Source organism: Thermomicrobiales bacterium (assembly GCA_037045155.1).
Lineage (GTDB): Bacteria > Chloroflexota > Chloroflexia > Thermomicrobiales > CFX8 > JAMLIA01.
In genome coordinates, this window is the sequence record JBAOIG010000005.1 from 779806 (window position 1) to 796307 (window position 16502).

Sequence of the window (16502 nt, forward strand, 5' to 3'; positions counted from 1 at the left end):
GGAACCTGACATGACTATGCATCGGCTGATCGGTCCGGCGTCGGCTGCGCTGGGGATCGGGATCGCGGCGACGGCGCTGCTGGGGCCGCTCTGGCTGGACGTCATCCGCCAGCACATCTCGCCCGACATCGAGAATCAGGTGGTTGGCGCGGACGCCGTCTCGTTGCTCGTGGTCGCGCCGCTGGCGCTGGCCGGCGGCTGGCTCTGGTGGCGCGAGCACCGGCTCGCGCCGGCCGTCACCTTCGGCCCGGCGGCGTACGCCGCCTACATCTACGTGCAGTACATCGCCGGCTCCGAGTTCGAACGCTACCCCGGCAATAGCGAGCAGTGGTTCCCGTTGTTCTACGCCATCCTGCTGCTCGGCATCGTCGTCGCCGTCGCCTCCTGGTCGCAACTGGAGGTCGCTGCGCTGCCGTCGCGCCGTGTCGTCGTCGCGGCGGCCGTGGTCATGATCGGCGTCGGCTCACTGCTCGGCCTCGCCTGGGTCAAGGCGATCGCCGACGTCATCGGCGGCGCAAAGACCGCCGAGTACCTCGACGCTCCCGGACTCTTCTGGTTGGTCAAGACGATGGATCTGGCGCTGGTCATCCCGGCCGCGATCGCGACCGGCGTCGGTCTGCTGCGCGGCAGCCGGGCCGCGAGCCGCGCAGCCTCCGGCGTCACCAGCTGGCTGGCGCTGATGATGGCCTCGGTCGCCGCGATGGGAGCAGTCATGTGGGCGAACGACGACCCCTCGGCCACGCCGGCTTTCGTCGTCGTCCTCGCCCCGGCCGCCCTCGCGATGGGCCTGCTGACTGTCGCCTTCTGGCGGGCGAGGCTGGGTGTCCCCTCGCGACCCGACATCCATCGCCCGCGCGTGATGCCGCCGCACCCGCCGGCCGAGCGGGCTGCGCTGGGTGGCCGCGACTAATCCGTGGCCGGTGTTGCGACCCGGGCGAGGAAGCGGCATAGATGGGGCAGGACAAGGTCGCCGCGGGCGTAGAGCGTGAAGTGCTGCGCGTTCGGGATCTCGACGATCGTGGCGTCGCGCAGCTGGCTAGCGGTGAGATGGCAGCGCGACCCAGCGTAGAGCTCGTCGTCGTCGCCGGTGACGATCAGCACCGGCATCGTCAATCGGTCGAGCGAGTCGTCGAAGCGTTCGGCCTGGTCCAGAGTGATGGCTGCGGCCAGCGCCGCAGTGTCGTTCTCCAGCCCGCGCTGGCGGAAGGCGGCCGGCCACGGGCCGAGCTGGGTCTCCCGCCAGGCGATGTACGCCTCCATGCCCTGGGTCAGGTGCTCGCGCATCCGCTCCAGCCGCGCCCAGACCGCCTTGTCCGGCGGGTAGGGGTGAGCGCCGCCGATGGCCAGCGAGTGGAAGCGTTCCGGCGCGTACTTGCCCAACGCCCAACCCATCAGCCCGCCGTACGAGTAGCCGTAGTAGTGGGCGCGATCGATGCCGAGGTCGTCCAGCACGGCGACTACGTCGGCGACGCCGCGCTCGAACCCGTAGGCGGTCGGGTCGTGCGGCTTGGCGCTGGCGCCGTGGCCGCGGGCGTCGAGCATGATGAGCTGGTAGTCGTCCTGCAGCCCATCCAGGAATCCGAACTCCTCCCAGTCGCGCCAGCTGCCGGTCAGCCCGTGGTGTAGCAGCAAGGGCGGGCCGGCCCCGGTGACCTCGTAGTGGATTCGGAGACCCTCGCTCGTCGCGTACGGCATCGACCGCTCCCTCCCCGTCAGGCCGGCGTCAGGCTGCGCTCGCGCTCGACCAGGACGCGGCGCAGGATCTTGCCGGAGGCGGACTTCGGGATCTGGTTGGTGAACTCGAGCTTCCGGATCTTCTTGTACGGCGCGACCTGCCCGGCGACGAAGGCCATCAGCTCCTCGGCCGTCGCCTCACCCCGCAGGACGACGTAGGCCTTCGGCACTTCGCCGGCCTCCGCGTCCGGCACGCCGATCACCGCTGCGTCGGCGACGGCCGGGTGTGCGACGAGGACCGCCTCCAGCTCGGCCGGGGCGATCTGGTACGCCTTGTACTTGATCAGCTCCTTGACCCGATCGACGATGTAGATGTAGCCGTCCTCGTCGGCGGAGCCGATGTCACCGGTCTTCAGCCAGCCGTCAGGCGTGATCGTGGCGGCGGTCGCCTCGGGCCGGTTCAGGTATCCCTTCATCATCTGCGGTCCTCGCACCCAGATCTCGCCCTGCTGGTGCGGGCCGAGCTCCGCGTTGGTCGCGCTATCGACGACCTTCACCTCGGTGTTGCGGACGATGAGCCCGCCGGCCGTCGGGTTAACGGCACTCTCGGGGGTGAGGTGCGACATCGGGCTGAGTTCGGTCATGCCGTATGCCTGCTTGACGATCACGCCGAGCCGCTCCATCACCGCCGCGCTGACATCGGCCGGTAGCGGCGCGGCCGCCGTCAACATGACGCGCAGGCTGGAGAGATCGTAGCGCTCGACGACCGGATGCTTCGCCAGTGCCAGCGCCACCGGTGGCACGACAAAGGCCCGCTTGGAGCGGTAGTCCTGGAGCAGCTGGAGGTAGTGCTCCATATCGAAGCGCGGCATCACCACGATTGTCGCGCCTTCGGACAGTCCATAGGCAAAGAACACCATGAGTGCGTATATGTGAAAGAAGGGCAGGAACGTGATGATCACGTCGTCTCCGTCGAGCAGCGAGAACCCGTTTACCTGATGGCAGTTGGCCACGAGGTTGTAGTGCGTCAGCATGACGCACTTCGGCAGGCCGCCCGTCCCGCTGGAGTAGGGCAGCAGCGCGACGTCCTCTCGCGGATCGATCTCGACCGCCGGCCAGGGACCATCGTCGGCCAGCAAGACGTCGAACGGTCGGGCTCCCTCGGCCTCGCCGAAGGTGAACACCTCGCGGACCTGTGTCGCCTCGGCCGCCTCTAGCGCGGCCGGCAGACTCTCGGGCGTCGCGATCAGGTAGGTCGCGCGTGAGTCGGCGAGCTGAACTGCCAGCTCATTCGTCGTAAACAGCGGGTTGATGGTCGTGACCATCCCACCGGCCGCCAGCGCCCCGTAGATTGCCACCGGGTACTCGATCGTGTTCGGGCTGTAGATCGCCAGCACGTCGCCCCGGCCGAAGCCGCGCTCGGTGAGGCCGATCGCCAGGCGGCGCGTCAGGATCTCGAGTTGGCCATAGGTGATCGACTGGCCGGTAATGCCGTCGATCATCGCCGGCTTGCTTGCCAGTCGGCCGGTCTGCTGGAGCGCGAACGAGGGTAGCGAGATCTCCGGGATCTCGATGTCGGGGAAGGGGCTGCGGAAGATCATGGCTGGATCCCTTCTTGATTAGGTTGACGGGTCGATGGAACCAGCATGCGTCTCGTCGACGGCTCAGGCATCGTATGACCTACGTACTCGTGACAGGCGGCGACGTAATCTGCACCTCGCAGTCACGGAGTCGTATGAGGAGAAGCCACACGCTCGTGTCGTTGACTTCTCAGGCGAGATCATGCTCCATGGCGAAGCGTGCGGCGGCCACACGGGTGTTGAATCCGAGCTTGTTATAGATTGAGGTGAGGTGCGTCGTAACGGTGCGCGGGCTGATGAACAGCTCTTCGGCGATCTCGGCCGTCGAGCGGTTGGCCGTCACGAGTCGCAGGATGTCCAGCTCGCGGGGTGACAGGCCGTAGTGGTCTGCTCGATCCCCGCTGACACTATTCTCCGGTTCGTCGGCGGGGCGCATTAGCTCAGCGGCGAAGCTCGATCCTTCGGCTACGCTGTCCCCAAACCTCAACGACTTGCCCGCTGCCCAGGCAGCCTCGAACGGCTCAGGTGTAAGCTGCGCGCGTATTGCGGCGATCGTCCGCTCGTGGCGGGCTATGCCGAGCGGCTGGATCGACACTCCGAGCGACTCGCGCAGCCCATCGGCGGCGCCGAGCAGACGCGCCGCGTGTTCGGGTCGTCCGGTGAGGGCCGCGATTATTCCCAGGCCACGCAGGTTGCTGGCAACACCTTCGCGCTCGCCGAACCCCGCGCGGATGGTCATGCTTCGCGCGTAGAGCGTGGCAGCGCGAGGGTAATCGCCCCGGTCACGGGCGATGCGGGCGAGGTTGCTGTAGGAGTGCCCCTCCGACCAGAGAATCATGTTATCCCGAAGGACCAGCAGTGAACTCTCGATAAGCTGTTCGGCCCGTTCGAGATCACCCTGCTGATAGGCCACGAATCCGAGGCTGTTGAGCGCGTTCGCCATCCACACGGGCGTGTTCGCCTGCTCCAGAGACGGGATCGAGCTGCCGATCAGGTGCGACGCTTCGTCGTAGGAACCACTCTCGCTGGCCAGCAGGCCGAGGGTGTATCGACTGAGGGCGATACCACCGAGGTCGCCGGTGCGTTCGAACATCGACAACGCCGCTTCGCCATGCCGCTGAGCCCACGCGAAATCGTGCTGAGTCAGGGCGAAATAGGAGGCCGACCACAACACCTTCGCGTACGAGCCTCCAGATCCGCCGCCCGCGATCACGCGTTCCGACCATGCTCGAGCTTCGGAGATGTGGCTGTGCATATACCAGAAGTACGCGAGCGCGCCGGTGAGCATCTCGGCGGTGGTGCGATCGGCCGGATCGGTCGACTCCAGGAGCCAGCTCAACGCGCCGCGTATGTTGCCATGCTCCCGTTCGACATACTCGATCCAGGTTCCAGCGTCTCCGCTGCGGACGCGTGCTTCGCAATCCTCGGCCAGCTGCAGACACCAGGCCGCATGCCGACGATGTATGGTGGTTACCTCGGGGGATGATTCGAACTGCTCCAGCGCGTACTCGCGGATCGTCTCGAGAATGCGAAAGCGCGGCTCGCCGTCGGGCTGGTCACTCTCGTCGACGAGGCTGTTCTCGACTAACGCAGCGACGCCGCCAAAGACGCCACCGTCGAGCTCTGCCACGAGGTCAGGGTCGACGACTGCCTCGGCTGCGTCCAGCGTCCAGCCGCCGACGAAGACCGACAATTGGCGAAAGAGCTGCCGCAGCGGCGGTGAGAGCAGGCTGTCGCTCCAGGCGATCGCGTCCCGCATCGTCCGTTGCCGAGCGGGGGCGTCGCGCGGGCCGCTGGTCAGTAGCGCGAGACGCTGGTCGAGCCGGGCCAGCAGTGCGCGGGGCGCCAGCAAGCGGCTTCGCGCGGCCGCCAGCTCGATCGCTAGTGGTAGCCCATCAAGTCGCTCGCAGATCGTGGCGACCGGGGCGGCGTTGTCGTCGGTCAGCCGGAAATCCGGTCGGACGGCCTGGGCGCGCTGAGTGAACAGGATGACTGCCGAGCTGGCCCGGAGGTCGTCGAGGGCGGAGTTCGGCGCTGCGACGTCGAGCGGCTGCACCGGGAATTCCTGCTCGCCAGCGACCCGCAGCGGGATGCGGCTAGTGGCGAGAATCCTCAACTTGGGACAGCTTGCCAGCAGCTCGACAACGTCCGGGGCGGCGTCAATGACCTGCTCCATGTTGTCGAGCAACAGGAGCGCTGGCCCGAGCCCCAGGACGGCAATTACCCGCTCCAGCAATGGCCGCTCTCCCTGGTCACGCAGGTCGAGCGCCCGGGCGACTGCGGGCACGACCAGCTTGTGGTCGCGGACCGCCGCTAGCGACACAACCAGCGACCGCGCACCCGTCGCCGCCTCGGCTTCGCTGAGCACTTCCAGCGCCAGACGCGTCTTACCGACGCCGCCGGGACCGGTCAGGGTCAGCAGGTGGACAGCCGGATCGAGGAGCAGGTTGCGCGCTGCCCGCGCCTCGCGCTCCCGCCCGATGAGTGAGGTCAGCGGAGTCGTGAACTCGAGTGGCGCGGCGCCAGTTCCTGACATGGCCATGTGTGGAACCGATCTTTCGCGGGACGACGCTGCCGATGCATGCAGCGTACGCCTGTCGTGCTGGCGTCGTCAATGGGCTATCAAGCGGTCATTGTTGATGTCATCCTGGCGGAGGTTGTCTAGACGCTGCGCGTTATCTGCAGCACAACCTCGGCTTCGCCGACGCGCTGCTCGCCGCGCGATCGCTCTCGCGAGACAACCTGGACATCGTGTCGTTCGATCGAAGACTGGACCGGGCGCCGGGCGTTCATCGGCACGAGCCGGGTTGACGAAGAGAAACGGCCACGCAGGGGGAAACGCCTCCTGCGTGGCCGTGTGTCGAGCGGTATGTGTCAGACCGAGATCGCGTCGGTCTGGGCCTCCCGGACCTTCTTGTTGAAGCTCGGGATGTCCCGCTTCAGCGTCTCGTCGAGCTGCGCCAGCAGCGCGTCGGTGCGCCTGGCCAGGTCAGCGTAGAGGTCGCGGCTCTGGGCGGTCGGCTTGCCGTCGGAGGCGTTGATCGAGTTGGTCAGCGCCGCCAGCTTCGCGTTCAGCATGACCGGGAAGTTGAGCGTGTCCTGGCCGGCCTTTGCCCGCCACTGAATCAGCCCGTCTTCCACCTCGCGTAGCTTCGCCTTGAGGTCTTCGCCGGCCTTCGTCACGTCGTCGTTGCCTAGTCGCTCGGCCCAGGCGTCGATCTGCTTGCGGACGAGCCGCAGCTTGTTGACCCCCGTATGGAGCTCGGCGAGCTTGGCGTGAACCTCCTTCGCCAGCTCGTAGCCCGCCTCGTACTCGGCCTGCGTCGAGCCGGTGTTCGGATCGGGCAGGATCTCCAGCGGCTGGATGAGCGTCTTGCCGCCGACCTGTAGCTCGACGGTGTAGTTGCCGGGCGGCACGATCGGGCCGTTCAGTCCGCGGGCGAAGCCCATCGAGCCAGTGTCGTCCGGCACTTCGGTGGCGTCCTCCAGCCGCAGGTTCCAGACGAAGCGATTGCCACCCTCCTTGGCCGGCACGACCGGCGGACGGGTCAGGCCCGGCTTATCCTTATAGTCCTCATCCTTGATCTCGGCGCTGGAGAACGAACGCAGGACACTGCCCCCGGCGTCCTTGATCGTCAGGGTGATGTCACCCTTCGGCTTCGCTGGCAGGTAGTACTGGACGACGACGCCATCTGGCGGATTGTCGCCAGCGTCGAGCCAGATATCCTTCGGCTTGCCCTCCTCGGTCGTGATCCGCTCGAAGCTGGAGGTGAGCCCGCCGGCCATCGAGTAGTTGCGGCCCTGCACCGGGCCGCCGCCGAAGCCTGGCGCCGACGCCCAGCGCCGGGTCGGCTGTGTCTTGTAGAGGATCGCGCCGTTCTGCCCGACATCTCCGCGGGCCAGTTGATGTAGCGGAGTGATGTCGTCGAGGATCCAGAAGCTGCGCCCGTGGGTCGCGACGACGAGGTCGTTGTCCTTGATGATCAGATCGTGGACTGGCGTTACCGGCAGGTTCAGCTGCAACGGCTGCCAGTGCGCGCCGTCGTCGAACGAGACATAGAGGCCGCGCTCGGTGCCGCTGTAGAGCAGCCCTCGCACCTCGGGGTCCTCGCGGATGACGCGGGTGTAATCCCGCGCCGGGATGCCGTCGGTAATGCGCGTCCATGTCGCGCCGTAGTCGCTGGTCTTGAACAGGTACGGGGTCTCGTCGTCCGACTTGTAGCGCGTCGCGGCGACGTAGCAGGTGGCGCCGTCGTGTGGCGACGGCTCGACGATCGAGATCAGCGACCACTCCGGCAGCAGGTTCGGCCCCGGCGTGACGTTCTGCCAGGACTTGCCGTTGTCGCGACTCAGGTAGATCAGCCCGTCGTCCGAGCCAGTCCAGATGACGCCCCGCTCGACTGGCGATTCGGCGATGGCAAAGACCGTCGCGTAGGTCTCGGCGCCGGTGTTGTCCTTGGTGATCGGCCCGCCCGAGGCGACCATCGTCTCCGGGTCGCCACGCGTCAGATCGTCGCTGATCGTCTCCCAGCTCTGGCCTTCGTTGGTGCTGCGGAAGACATGGTTGCCGCCGGTGTAGAGCACGTTCGGGTCGTGCGGCGAGAAGACGGTCGGCGAGGTCCAGTTGAACCTGAAGTGCATCTCCGAGGTCGGCGAGCCGAGCGTCATCTCCGGCCAGACCGAGACGGCGCGAGCCAGCCGCGACTTCGCGTCGAAGCGGGTCAGCAGGCCGCCGTAGGAGCCGGCGAAGACGATGTCGTCGTCGTCCGGCTTGATCGCGATATAGCCGGATTCGCCGCCGCCGACGATGTACCACTCGGACGTGGTAATGAACCCGCTAACCGATCGGCTCGGCACGCTCATCGTCGTGTTGTCCTGTTGCGCGCCATAGATGCGATAGGGGACTCGGTTGTCGGCAACGACGTGATAGAACTCGGCAGTCGGCTGGTTGAAGATCGTCGTCCAGCCGGCCCCGCCGGTGGTGCTCACCTCTGCGCCGCCGTCGTCCCCCATGATGACGCGCTGGTTGTCGGCCGGATCGATCCAGAGCGCGTGCGTGTCACCGTGCTGGACGGGGATCTCGCCGAACGACTTGCCAGCGTCGATCGACTTCCAGAAGCCTACATTCAGCACGTAAACGGTGTCTGCGTCCTGCGGGTCGGCGTAGATGTGGTGGTAGTACCAGGCGCGCGTGCGCAGGTTGCGGTCGTCGCTGCCCTTTGTCCAGGTCGTGCCGTGGTCGTCGGAGCGGTAGAGCGCTCCCTGCTCGTGCTCGACGATCGCGTAGACACGGCCGGCCTGCGCGGCCGACGCGGCAATACCGACCTTGCCGAGGACTCCCTCCTTCGGCAGTCCCGGCCTGCGGGAGATGTCCTCCCAGGTGTCGCCGCCGTCGAATGAACGCCAGATGCCGGAGTCGTCGCCGCCGCTGGAGAGGAAGTGCGGACCGCGGCCGGCCTCCCAGATTGCTGCGTAGATGATGCGCGGGTTGGTCGGGTCCATCGAGATATCGACCGCGCCGGCCTTCGCGCTCTTGTAGAGGATCTTCTTCCAGGTCGCGCCACCGTCAGTCGAGCGGAAGACACCGCGCTCTTCGTTCGGCCCCCAGACGTGGCCCAGCGCCGCGACGTAGACGATGTCCGGGTTGGTCGGGTGGATCTGGATTTCGCCGATGTTGCGCGTCTCGGCCAGCCCCATGTGCTGCCAGGTGCGGCCGGCGTCGGTGGATTTGTAGACCCCGTCGCCGCGCGACACGTTGCCGCGGATGCTCGTCTCGCCCATCCCGACATACACGACGTTCGGGTCGCTGTGCGCCACCGCCAACGCGCCAACTGAGGCGTACTGGAAGTAGCCGTCCGACACGTTGCGCCAGCTCAACCCACCATCGACTGTTTTCCAGACGCCGCCGCCAGTCGACCCGAAGTAGTAGACATTACGATCCTGCGGGTTCCCGCCGACGGCGACAACCCGGCCGCCACGATGCGAACCGACGTTCCGATATTCCATCGACCCGTACAGTCTGGAATCAATCTTTGCCTCGCTGCTCAAGCGATCCCTCCTTTGTGGACTCGATGTTCCGCCACTCCAGCCCCATTCTGGCCGAGATCATCAGGACGGGCAAGCCGCACGCTCGCCGCGATGAACGCGAGCACGATCCGCGGCGGCCTCCGCCATCCCTCGTATCCTCTACTCGCGCGGTAGAGAGTAGCGCAGGAAGAGATGGCTCCCTGCCCGCCGGATGTCGACGAGGTTGCCCCAGAGCGCGTCGTTTGGCGCGAACAGATGCCCCATCGTCAGACTCAGTCGTCTGGATCCGTCGTCGCGACCAGCCAACTGTGGCGAGAGCGTCAGGAACAGCTCGTCGACCAGCCGCGCGGCGAGGAATGCGGTCGTCAGGCGCGGGCCGGCCTCGAGCAGAATGAGGTTCATCGGACGGCTCGCCGCGATCAGGTTGAGAGCGACCCGCGGATCGATGTCCGGATCGTCGCCGGCAATCGCGATCTCGACCACGTCTGGCATCCCTGCCCGGCGTAGCCTTGCGGCGCCTTGTGTCGATGTAATGACCATAGCCGGGACCTCGCCAGTCTGGAACATCCGCTCGCCGGAGTCGATGTCGCCGTGGCCGGTGACGACGACGTTCAGCGGCGGACTCGTCTTCCCGAGGGATCGGCGCAGCGTTACGAACGCGTCGGCAAAGTCGGGGTTCTGCGCTGCCCCTGTCCAGATGTGTCCCTCCGACGATCCCAGCGTGCCGCTGCCGATGACGATCGCGTCGGCGAGGGCGCAGAGCGTCGCAACCAGCAGCCGGTCGTGCCGGTTGTTTCCGCTGATCGCGTTGCCGCCCTCATGTCCCGGCACTCTGAGCGACACGACCCCGTCGAGCGTCGTCACGAAGTTGCTGACGACCAGAGGCCGGCCGGCCGGCGGGGGGAGCGTGAGCGGGCCATAGATCGACTCGATCTCGGGTGGTAGTGGCGTCGGCTCCCCGATCGTCGCCTGGAAGAGGCTCTCGAACGGCGCGAGCGTCGTCATCGCTGCAACCCACACGCAGTGAAGAACTCGGCGCGCAGCGAAGGGTTGCTATCGTACTCTCCGCGCCAGTAGGTCGTGCGCGTGAGCGGAGACGTCTCACGGACGCCCCGCATCTCCATGCAGAGGTGATGCGCTTCGATGTAAACGGCCGCGCCGTGAGGATTCAGGAGATGCTCCAGCGCGTCGACGATTTCCTGGCCGATACGCTCCTGAACCGTGAACCGCCTGGCGACGACCCGCACGAGGCGCGTCAGCTTCGAGAGCCCGATGATGTTCTCGTGCGCGATGTAGCCGATATAGGCATGCCCGAAGAACGGCAGCGCATGGTGTTCGCAGAGGCTGTAGAAGCGGATCGGCCCCTCGACAACCTGGCTGAGCCGGCAATCCGGTCCGCCGCGGCATTCAGTGTCAAACACCTTGATCAACTTCGGGTCGCCGTCGTAGCCGGACGTGATGTCGTAGAGCGCCCGCACGAAACGACGCGGTGTGTCCTTGGTCGATGCAGTGTTCAGGTCCATTCCGAAGGTCGCAAACATCTCGGCCACGTACCCTTCGAACCTCGCGATCTGCTCGTCGGAGATCTCACGCGCAGGCGCCTCCAGAATGTCATCGAACTCCGTGCTCAGGTCCACCACAATTGACCGCCCTTTCTCTCTATATTCCTCATCGTTTCAACCATCGTTATCTGTCGAGCGATAGCTGCGCCCTTCCTCTGTCACTGTGTGCGCCAGCGAGCATCATCTCCACCCAGCGCGCCCGGAAAGGGGCGCAGCTCGCCGAAGCCGAGTGGCGCCCGTTGGTGGTGTTGGTGAGGTTTCGTTGAAGATGAAGGATGCGGTACTGTGGCCGGCCGGATATCTGGCCGGCCGAGGGGTCGCCCCTCGCTCGCCACGACGTTGCGCGTCGTTCGTGTCGCGTTCGGCGATTCAGAACATGAGATCGGTTGACGGAGCGCCCAGCACATATCATCCCCTCGTCCTGCGATAAAGCAGGAACCGTGCCGCATGAGCCAGGGCGCGTGACGTTCCCCGTTCGTCCGTATCGGCCAGCGCGGCGCGTAACAATGCCCTCGCCTTGCTGGCGAGGGCATTGTTACGTGGGCTGGTCGTTGAATGATGACCTTATTGGAGCAACACGATCCGCAGCACCTCGCCCATGTTCGGCACGAGGCTGAGGTTGGTGGCGTAGATGACGCCGTCGGTGTTGATCGCGAGGCCGATCGGCATGACGAGCACGCCGGTGGCAACCTCGGTCCGCGAGCCGTCGTCGTTGATACGGATCAGCGCTCCGGCGGCGGCTGCCAGGTTGGTCGGATCTTCCTCGATTGCCATCAGCCCGTTTCGGGCCATCTCAAGCACGTAGAGCCGGCCGTCCGGGTCGAAGGCGAGGTCGAGTGCGGCGGTGAAGCCATCGGCGTAGACGGTCATTTCGCCGTTATCGAGCGCGTCACCATCGCCGTTTGTGTCATTGAGACGCCAGATACGGGCGGCGCCTACCTCGAACGGAAAGCCAGTCAGCTCACTGACATACCATGCGCCGTCGGGTCCCTGTGTGACACTGGTCGGCACCGACTGCATCGGCATCTGGCTGCCGGGGGGCATGCCGAGAAACGGCGGGGCATCGACCATCTGCGATGGGAAGACCGCCACAGTTGAGACGACTCCGTCCATCGTCGCGTGGACCAGTGAGTTGCCGCCAGCGTCGGCAACGAGGAATCCATTGCCGTCCAGCGCGAGTCCAAACGGATTGGTGTCGATGTCGCCGCCATCCGGGTTCGCCACGGCCTCGTAGCCTGAGATATCGGCGACCGGTGACCAGCCATGACCGTCGCTATTGACCTTCACGACCCAGCCATAACCGGCGGCGAGATCGCCAGCGGTCGTGCGGACCAGAGTCGGGTCGCCGCCCATGCCGTTAACGACATACATGTCGCCGCTATCGGTAACGACGAGATCGCTGATCGAAGCGGGCAGGCCAGTCGCGATGGTGGTCTGCTCGCCATCCTTGATCTCGACGATCGAGCCAGTCTGGCCGAAGCAGGTCTCGCTCGGTTGACCGTCCGGACCGGGGAGTGTCACGCAGGAGTCACTACTGGGCTCGATTGCCGGGCCGGAGTCTGTCACATAAACCGCGCCGTCAGACCCGAAGGCCAGCCCGCGGGGAAAGTTCAGCCCATCGGCGGCCGTCTCGGCCGTCGCGGACGGGAAGCGGAAGTCAGGTTGGCCGCCGAGCCAGTCGAGCTGCCCCCGAACCGCGCCGTTGGGGGACTCGCTGGTGTGGACATTGACGTAATAGTCGCCGGGGCTGGTGGAGATCGCCGCGGCAAGGTCCGCGGTGATATTCACGCAGCCGTTGGAGAGGCCATCGATCGGCGCGGCGAACGGCACGACGACGGGTCCGTTCGCGCCGGCTGCGCCTTTGTGGATGTGAGCGGCGGTCGCCGCGTCGGTTGCCGAGACACTCAGTCGATAGCAGAGCTGGCTGGTCACGAGGTCGATCCGGATCTTGGCGAACCCGAAGCCGCCGGCAGCCCCCTCGTTTGAGGCGTTCAGTGTCGCCCGGAGTACGACGGACGTGCCGATACCGCCCTGGGCGGACGCGACCCCCGGCGCGAAGAGTGCGAGAACGGCGGCTACGACGAAGACGAAGCGACGATGAAGCATGTGACGCTCCCGTTCCCTGAGAGGCCGACGATCGCATGATCGTCAGCCTGTGCTGTGATGTATGCTCCTCAATATATGTCCCATTGATGCATTGTCAATATCCACGCGGATTACAGTGTTGGCAGGCGAGTGCGTCTGTTGTCGCGCCTGCCACAACCGGTATATCAGTTCTCCTGCCAGATCGGGACTCATGGCGGCAAGAGATCACGCACCGCCGGTACGTTCGGCCAGAACTGGCGAGAGGAGCGCGACGCATCTGCCAACCAGTGGCTGGAGTGTGACTGGCCGCCGGCTCGATACCGAATGCGCCAGCTATTGACTTCTCGATGACGACGCGATCCGTTGTTCCTACAATCTGGCAAGTGATCGTGCTTTCGTCCTGAAGGAGTAGTTCGCTATGCACGTTTACCTTGAGACCGAACGGTTGATCCTGCGCCGATTCACGCCGGAGGACGTCGAACTGCTCGTTGAGCTCGACGCCGACCCCGAGGTCATGCGCTACCTGAGCGGCGGGCAGCCGACGCCGCGCGAGGCAATCGAGCGCGACATCATGCCGGCCTGGCTGCGTCACTACGAGCGCGGCAACGACCTCGGCTTCTGGGCCGCGATCGAGAAAGAGAGCGGCGCGTTCCTCGGCTGGTTTCACTTCCGGCCGACCGACGAGGCCGGCGAGGTCGAGCTGGGCTATCGGTTGCGCCGCGCTGCCTGGGGCAAGGGGTATGCGACCGAGGGCTCGCAGGCGCTGATCGACAAAGGCTTTCGGGAACTGGGCATCCAGCGAGTCGTTGCTTCGACCTACCAGGACAATATTGGCTCGCGGCGGGTGATGGAGAAGCTGGGCATGACCCACGTCCGGACATTCCGCATGAGTCCCGAGGAGCTTTCCGAGGACGGCATCTACGATCCAGTGATGTCGGCAGCCGCCTTCCCCGGCGACGATGTCGAGTACGCGCTGGATCGGGCAGACTGGGAGCGCCAGCAGCCACTGCCCTTGTGACGATCCTGCAACGAATACTCCCGACTTAATAACGCGCCCGTAATGCCTCCTGACCTAGCCTGTTCTTGAGAGCCGACGCTGCGCGACGTCGCCGGCGGTCGTATGCCAGTGTCGGATGAGACAGGAAGGTGAAAGATGGCTGGATATGTGATCGATATTGAGCGGAAGACCCTGGAGAATCCGTATTTCCGTGAGGTGCTGTTCACCGCGCCACACCTGCAGCTCGTCGTGATGACGCTGCAGCCGGGCGAGGATATCGGGCAAGAGACGCACGACGACGGCGATCAGTTCTTCCGCGTCGAGGCAGGCGAGGGCGAGGCGTTGCTGGACGGCGAGCGCCACCCGTTGCGCGACGGCTCGATCGTCGTTATCCCGGCCGGGGTCGAGCACAACATCTCCAATACCTCGGCCAGTGAGCCACTTCGCGTCTACACGATTTACACCCCGCCGGAACACCCGGACGGCACGGTTCACCGCACGAAGGCCGAGGCCGACGAATACGCGAAGACGCATCACCACTAGGCCTCGCTGACACGGCCGGCGCTGATTCGCTGTATCCTGCCCCATCAACGCATGATGGGGCAGGTAGCGATTGGAGCATGGAAATGACCGCATCAGCCCGTAAGGTGCGCGTCGCCGTAGTCCAGGCAGCGTCGGTGATGTTCGACCGCGAGGCGACGGTCGAGAAGGCAGTCGGACTGATCGCCGAGGCGGCGGCCGGCGGCGCGCGGCTGGTCGTCTTTCCCGAGGCGCTCGTGCCGGCTTATCCCCGCGGCCTCAGCTTCGGCTCCATCGTCGGCAACCGCAGCGATGAGGGGCGCAGGATCTACGCCCGCTATCTCAACAACGCCGTCGTGATCCCATCTCCGGCAACCGATCGGCTAGGGCAGGCAGCCCGCGAGGCGGGCGTCTGGCTGGCGATCGGCGTGATCGAGCGCGAGCCGGCCGGCGGGACGCTCTACTGCACGCTGCTCTACTTCGGACCGGACGGCGCGATTCTCGGCAAGCACCGCAAGCTGAAGCCGACGGCCTCTGAGCGGCTGATCTGGGGCGAGGGAGACGGCAGCACGATGCCGGTGCTGGAGACCGAGATCGGGCGGATCGGCGGGCTGATCTGCTGGGAGAACTACATGCCGCTGGCGCGGGCCGCGCTCTACCAGAAGGGCATTGAGCTCTACCTCGCGCCAACCGCTGACGCTCGTGAGCGCTGGCAGGCGACGATGCGTCACGTCGCGCTGGAGGGGCGCTGCTTCGTGCTGGCCTGCAACCAGTACACGACGAAGAGCATGTACCCGACCGACCTTGGACCGGAGGCGCTGAGCGACCTCGAACAGCAGCCGGAGGTGCTCTGCCGCGGCGGCAGCGCGATCATCTCGCCACTCGGCGATTACCTGGCCGGCCCGCTCTACGACGGTGAGGGCATCCTCTACGCCGACCTCGACCACGACGACCTGGCGGCCTCGCGCTTCGACTTCGATCCCGTCGGTCACTATGCCCGGCCGGACGTCTTCACCCTTACTGTCGACGAGACGGCGCGCTGGTAGCGGCGAGGAGCGTGGGGGAGCGAGTTGGTGCTACGATGACCACTTGGCGGTTGGCTCGATGCAGGAGACGATGATGGTGAACGATCTACCCCTCGTCCCTCATTCCCCGCCCGCCATCCCTCCGCCCTGGCGCGTCGTGCTGTTTACCGACTTCGCCGGCGAGGCGGTCATCATGGCCCGGCAGCTGCTGGAGGCAATGGGCCACAAGCTGGTCGGCATCGTCACCTCGCCGGGGCCGAGGGGGCGCGGGCGGGGCACGCATCTGGACATCGTCGCGGCCGCGCCACGCGGGACGGACGTGCTCGTCTCGAATCGTCCGGCGCATTGGGCGGCGATGCTCGCGCCACTGCGGCCGGATCTGATCGTCTCCGCGTCGTTCCCGTGGGTCATCCCCGACGACGTGATCGCGCTGCCCCGGCTGGGGGCGATCAACCTGCACGGCGGCCTGCTGCCGGAGCGGCGCGGCCCGAACAGCTTCGGCTGGGCGTATCGACTGGGCGATCCGGAGGTTGGGTTTACCGTCCACTGGCTCGAATCCGGTCTCGACACCGGGCCGATCCTGGGCCAGCTTCGCGTGCCGACCGGCGATGGATACTTCGATGAGCTGCTTCCGACGCTGTTCGCGCAACTGCCGGGGCTGATGGCAGGAGCGTTGGCGAAGGTCGCGGCCGGCGACTCGGGTGCGTTGCAAGACGAGACGCAGGCGTTCTATGCCGGCGACTTCGACGAGGAGTACCGCCTGATCGACTGGACGCGGCCGGCCGGTGAGGTCCACAACCAGTGTCGCGCCTGGATGGCGCTCGGTCGGGGAGGCAATCCCGGCGCGATTGGCGTCGGCGATGGCCTGCCTGTCCGTCTGATGCGGACGCGCACTGTCCCCGGCGACCCCGCCGCTTCCGCCGGCACGCTGCTCGCGCGCGACGGCGATATGCTGACGGTGCAGTGTGGTGACGGGGCGCTATTGGTGCTGGAGCACGCGCCGGTGGCGGCCCCGGCTGAATGAGGGAGTAGA

The 16502-nt window shown here is 66.1% G+C and carries 13 protein-coding genes; 5 read left to right on the forward strand and 8 right to left on the reverse strand.

Going from position 1 to position 16502, the window contains the following annotated elements; translation table 11 throughout:
* Nucleotides 1–10 precede the first annotated feature (10 nt).
* Entirely contained in the window at nucleotides 11–910 is a 900-nt protein-coding gene (locus V9F06_13735) for a hypothetical protein (protein ID MEI2618668.1), read from the forward strand.
* On the opposite strand, the gene V9F06_13740 is transcribed toward V9F06_13735, so the two are convergent.
* The 8 genes from V9F06_13740 to V9F06_13775 all read right to left on the reverse strand — a co-directional run bounded on the left by V9F06_13740 (nucleotide 907) and on the right by V9F06_13775 (nucleotide 12949).
* The gene (locus V9F06_13740; protein ID MEI2618669.1) at nucleotides 907–1695 is read right to left on the reverse strand and encodes an alpha/beta hydrolase; all 789 of its coding nucleotides are present in this window, start codon (nucleotides 1693–1695) and stop codon (nucleotides 907–909) included. The genes V9F06_13735 and V9F06_13740 overlap by 4 nt on opposite strands.
* A gap of 17 nt (nucleotides 1696–1712) precedes the next feature.
* On the reverse strand, nucleotides 1713–3275 hold the full coding sequence (locus tag V9F06_13745) for an AMP-binding protein (GenBank protein ID MEI2618670.1): 1563 nt from the start codon (nucleotides 3273–3275) through the stop codon (nucleotides 1713–1715).
* Between the two features lie 169 nt (nucleotides 3276–3444).
* Nucleotides 3445–5796, reverse strand: a complete 2352-nt coding sequence (locus V9F06_13750) for a tetratricopeptide repeat protein (GenBank protein ID MEI2618671.1) — start codon at nucleotides 5794–5796, stop codon at nucleotides 3445–3447.
* A 119-nt stretch (nucleotides 5797–5915) separates the two neighbouring features.
* Entirely contained in the window at nucleotides 5916–6047 is a 132-nt protein-coding gene (locus V9F06_13755; protein ID MEI2618672.1) for a hypothetical protein, read from the reverse strand.
* Nucleotides 6048–6128: 81 nt separating this feature from the next.
* Nucleotides 6129–9302 (reverse strand): glycosyl hydrolase, encoded by a 3174-nt coding sequence (locus V9F06_13760; protein ID MEI2618673.1) that lies wholly within the window; start codon nucleotides 9300–9302, stop codon nucleotides 6129–6131.
* Nucleotides 9303–9440: 138 nt separating this feature from the next.
* Nucleotides 9441–10286 carry a dihydrofolate reductase family protein gene (locus tag V9F06_13765; GenBank protein ID MEI2618674.1) on the reverse strand — a complete coding sequence of 282 codons (846 nt, stop codon included), beginning with the start codon at nucleotides 10284–10286 and terminating at the stop codon, nucleotides 9441–9443.
* Nucleotides 10283–10918 carry a GTP cyclohydrolase I gene (folE, locus tag V9F06_13770; protein ID MEI2618675.1) on the reverse strand — a complete coding sequence of 212 codons (636 nt, stop codon included), beginning with the start codon at nucleotides 10916–10918 and terminating at the stop codon, nucleotides 10283–10285. Before folE ends, V9F06_13765 begins: the two co-directional genes overlap by 4 nt.
* Nucleotides 10919–11407: 489 nt before the next feature.
* On the reverse strand, nucleotides 11408–12949 hold the full coding sequence (locus V9F06_13775; GenBank protein MEI2618676.1) for a ScyD/ScyE family protein: 1542 nt from the start codon (nucleotides 12947–12949) through the stop codon (nucleotides 11408–11410).
* A gap of 397 nt (nucleotides 12950–13346) precedes the next feature.
* Between V9F06_13775 and V9F06_13780 the strand changes: the two genes are divergently transcribed.
* From V9F06_13780 to V9F06_13795, 4 genes are all read left to right on the forward strand, one after another.
* Nucleotides 13347–13946 (forward strand): GNAT family N-acetyltransferase, encoded by a 600-nt coding sequence (locus V9F06_13780; protein ID MEI2618677.1) that lies wholly within the window; start codon nucleotides 13347–13349, stop codon nucleotides 13944–13946.
* A 135-nt stretch (nucleotides 13947–14081) separates the two neighbouring features.
* Nucleotides 14082–14468: a cupin domain-containing protein gene (locus V9F06_13785; protein MEI2618678.1), complete on the forward strand. Its 387-nt coding sequence runs from the start codon at nucleotides 14082–14084 to the stop codon at nucleotides 14466–14468.
* An 83-nt stretch (nucleotides 14469–14551) separates the two neighbouring features.
* A complete protein-coding gene (locus V9F06_13790; GenBank protein MEI2618679.1) occupies nucleotides 14552–15490 on the forward strand; it encodes a carbon-nitrogen hydrolase family protein in 939 nt (312 codons plus the stop codon).
* A gap of 76 nt (nucleotides 15491–15566) precedes the next feature.
* Nucleotides 15567–16493 (forward strand): formyltransferase family protein, encoded by a 927-nt coding sequence (locus V9F06_13795; GenBank protein MEI2618680.1) that lies wholly within the window; start codon nucleotides 15567–15569, stop codon nucleotides 16491–16493.
* The last annotated feature ends 9 nt before the right edge of the window (nucleotides 16494–16502 follow it).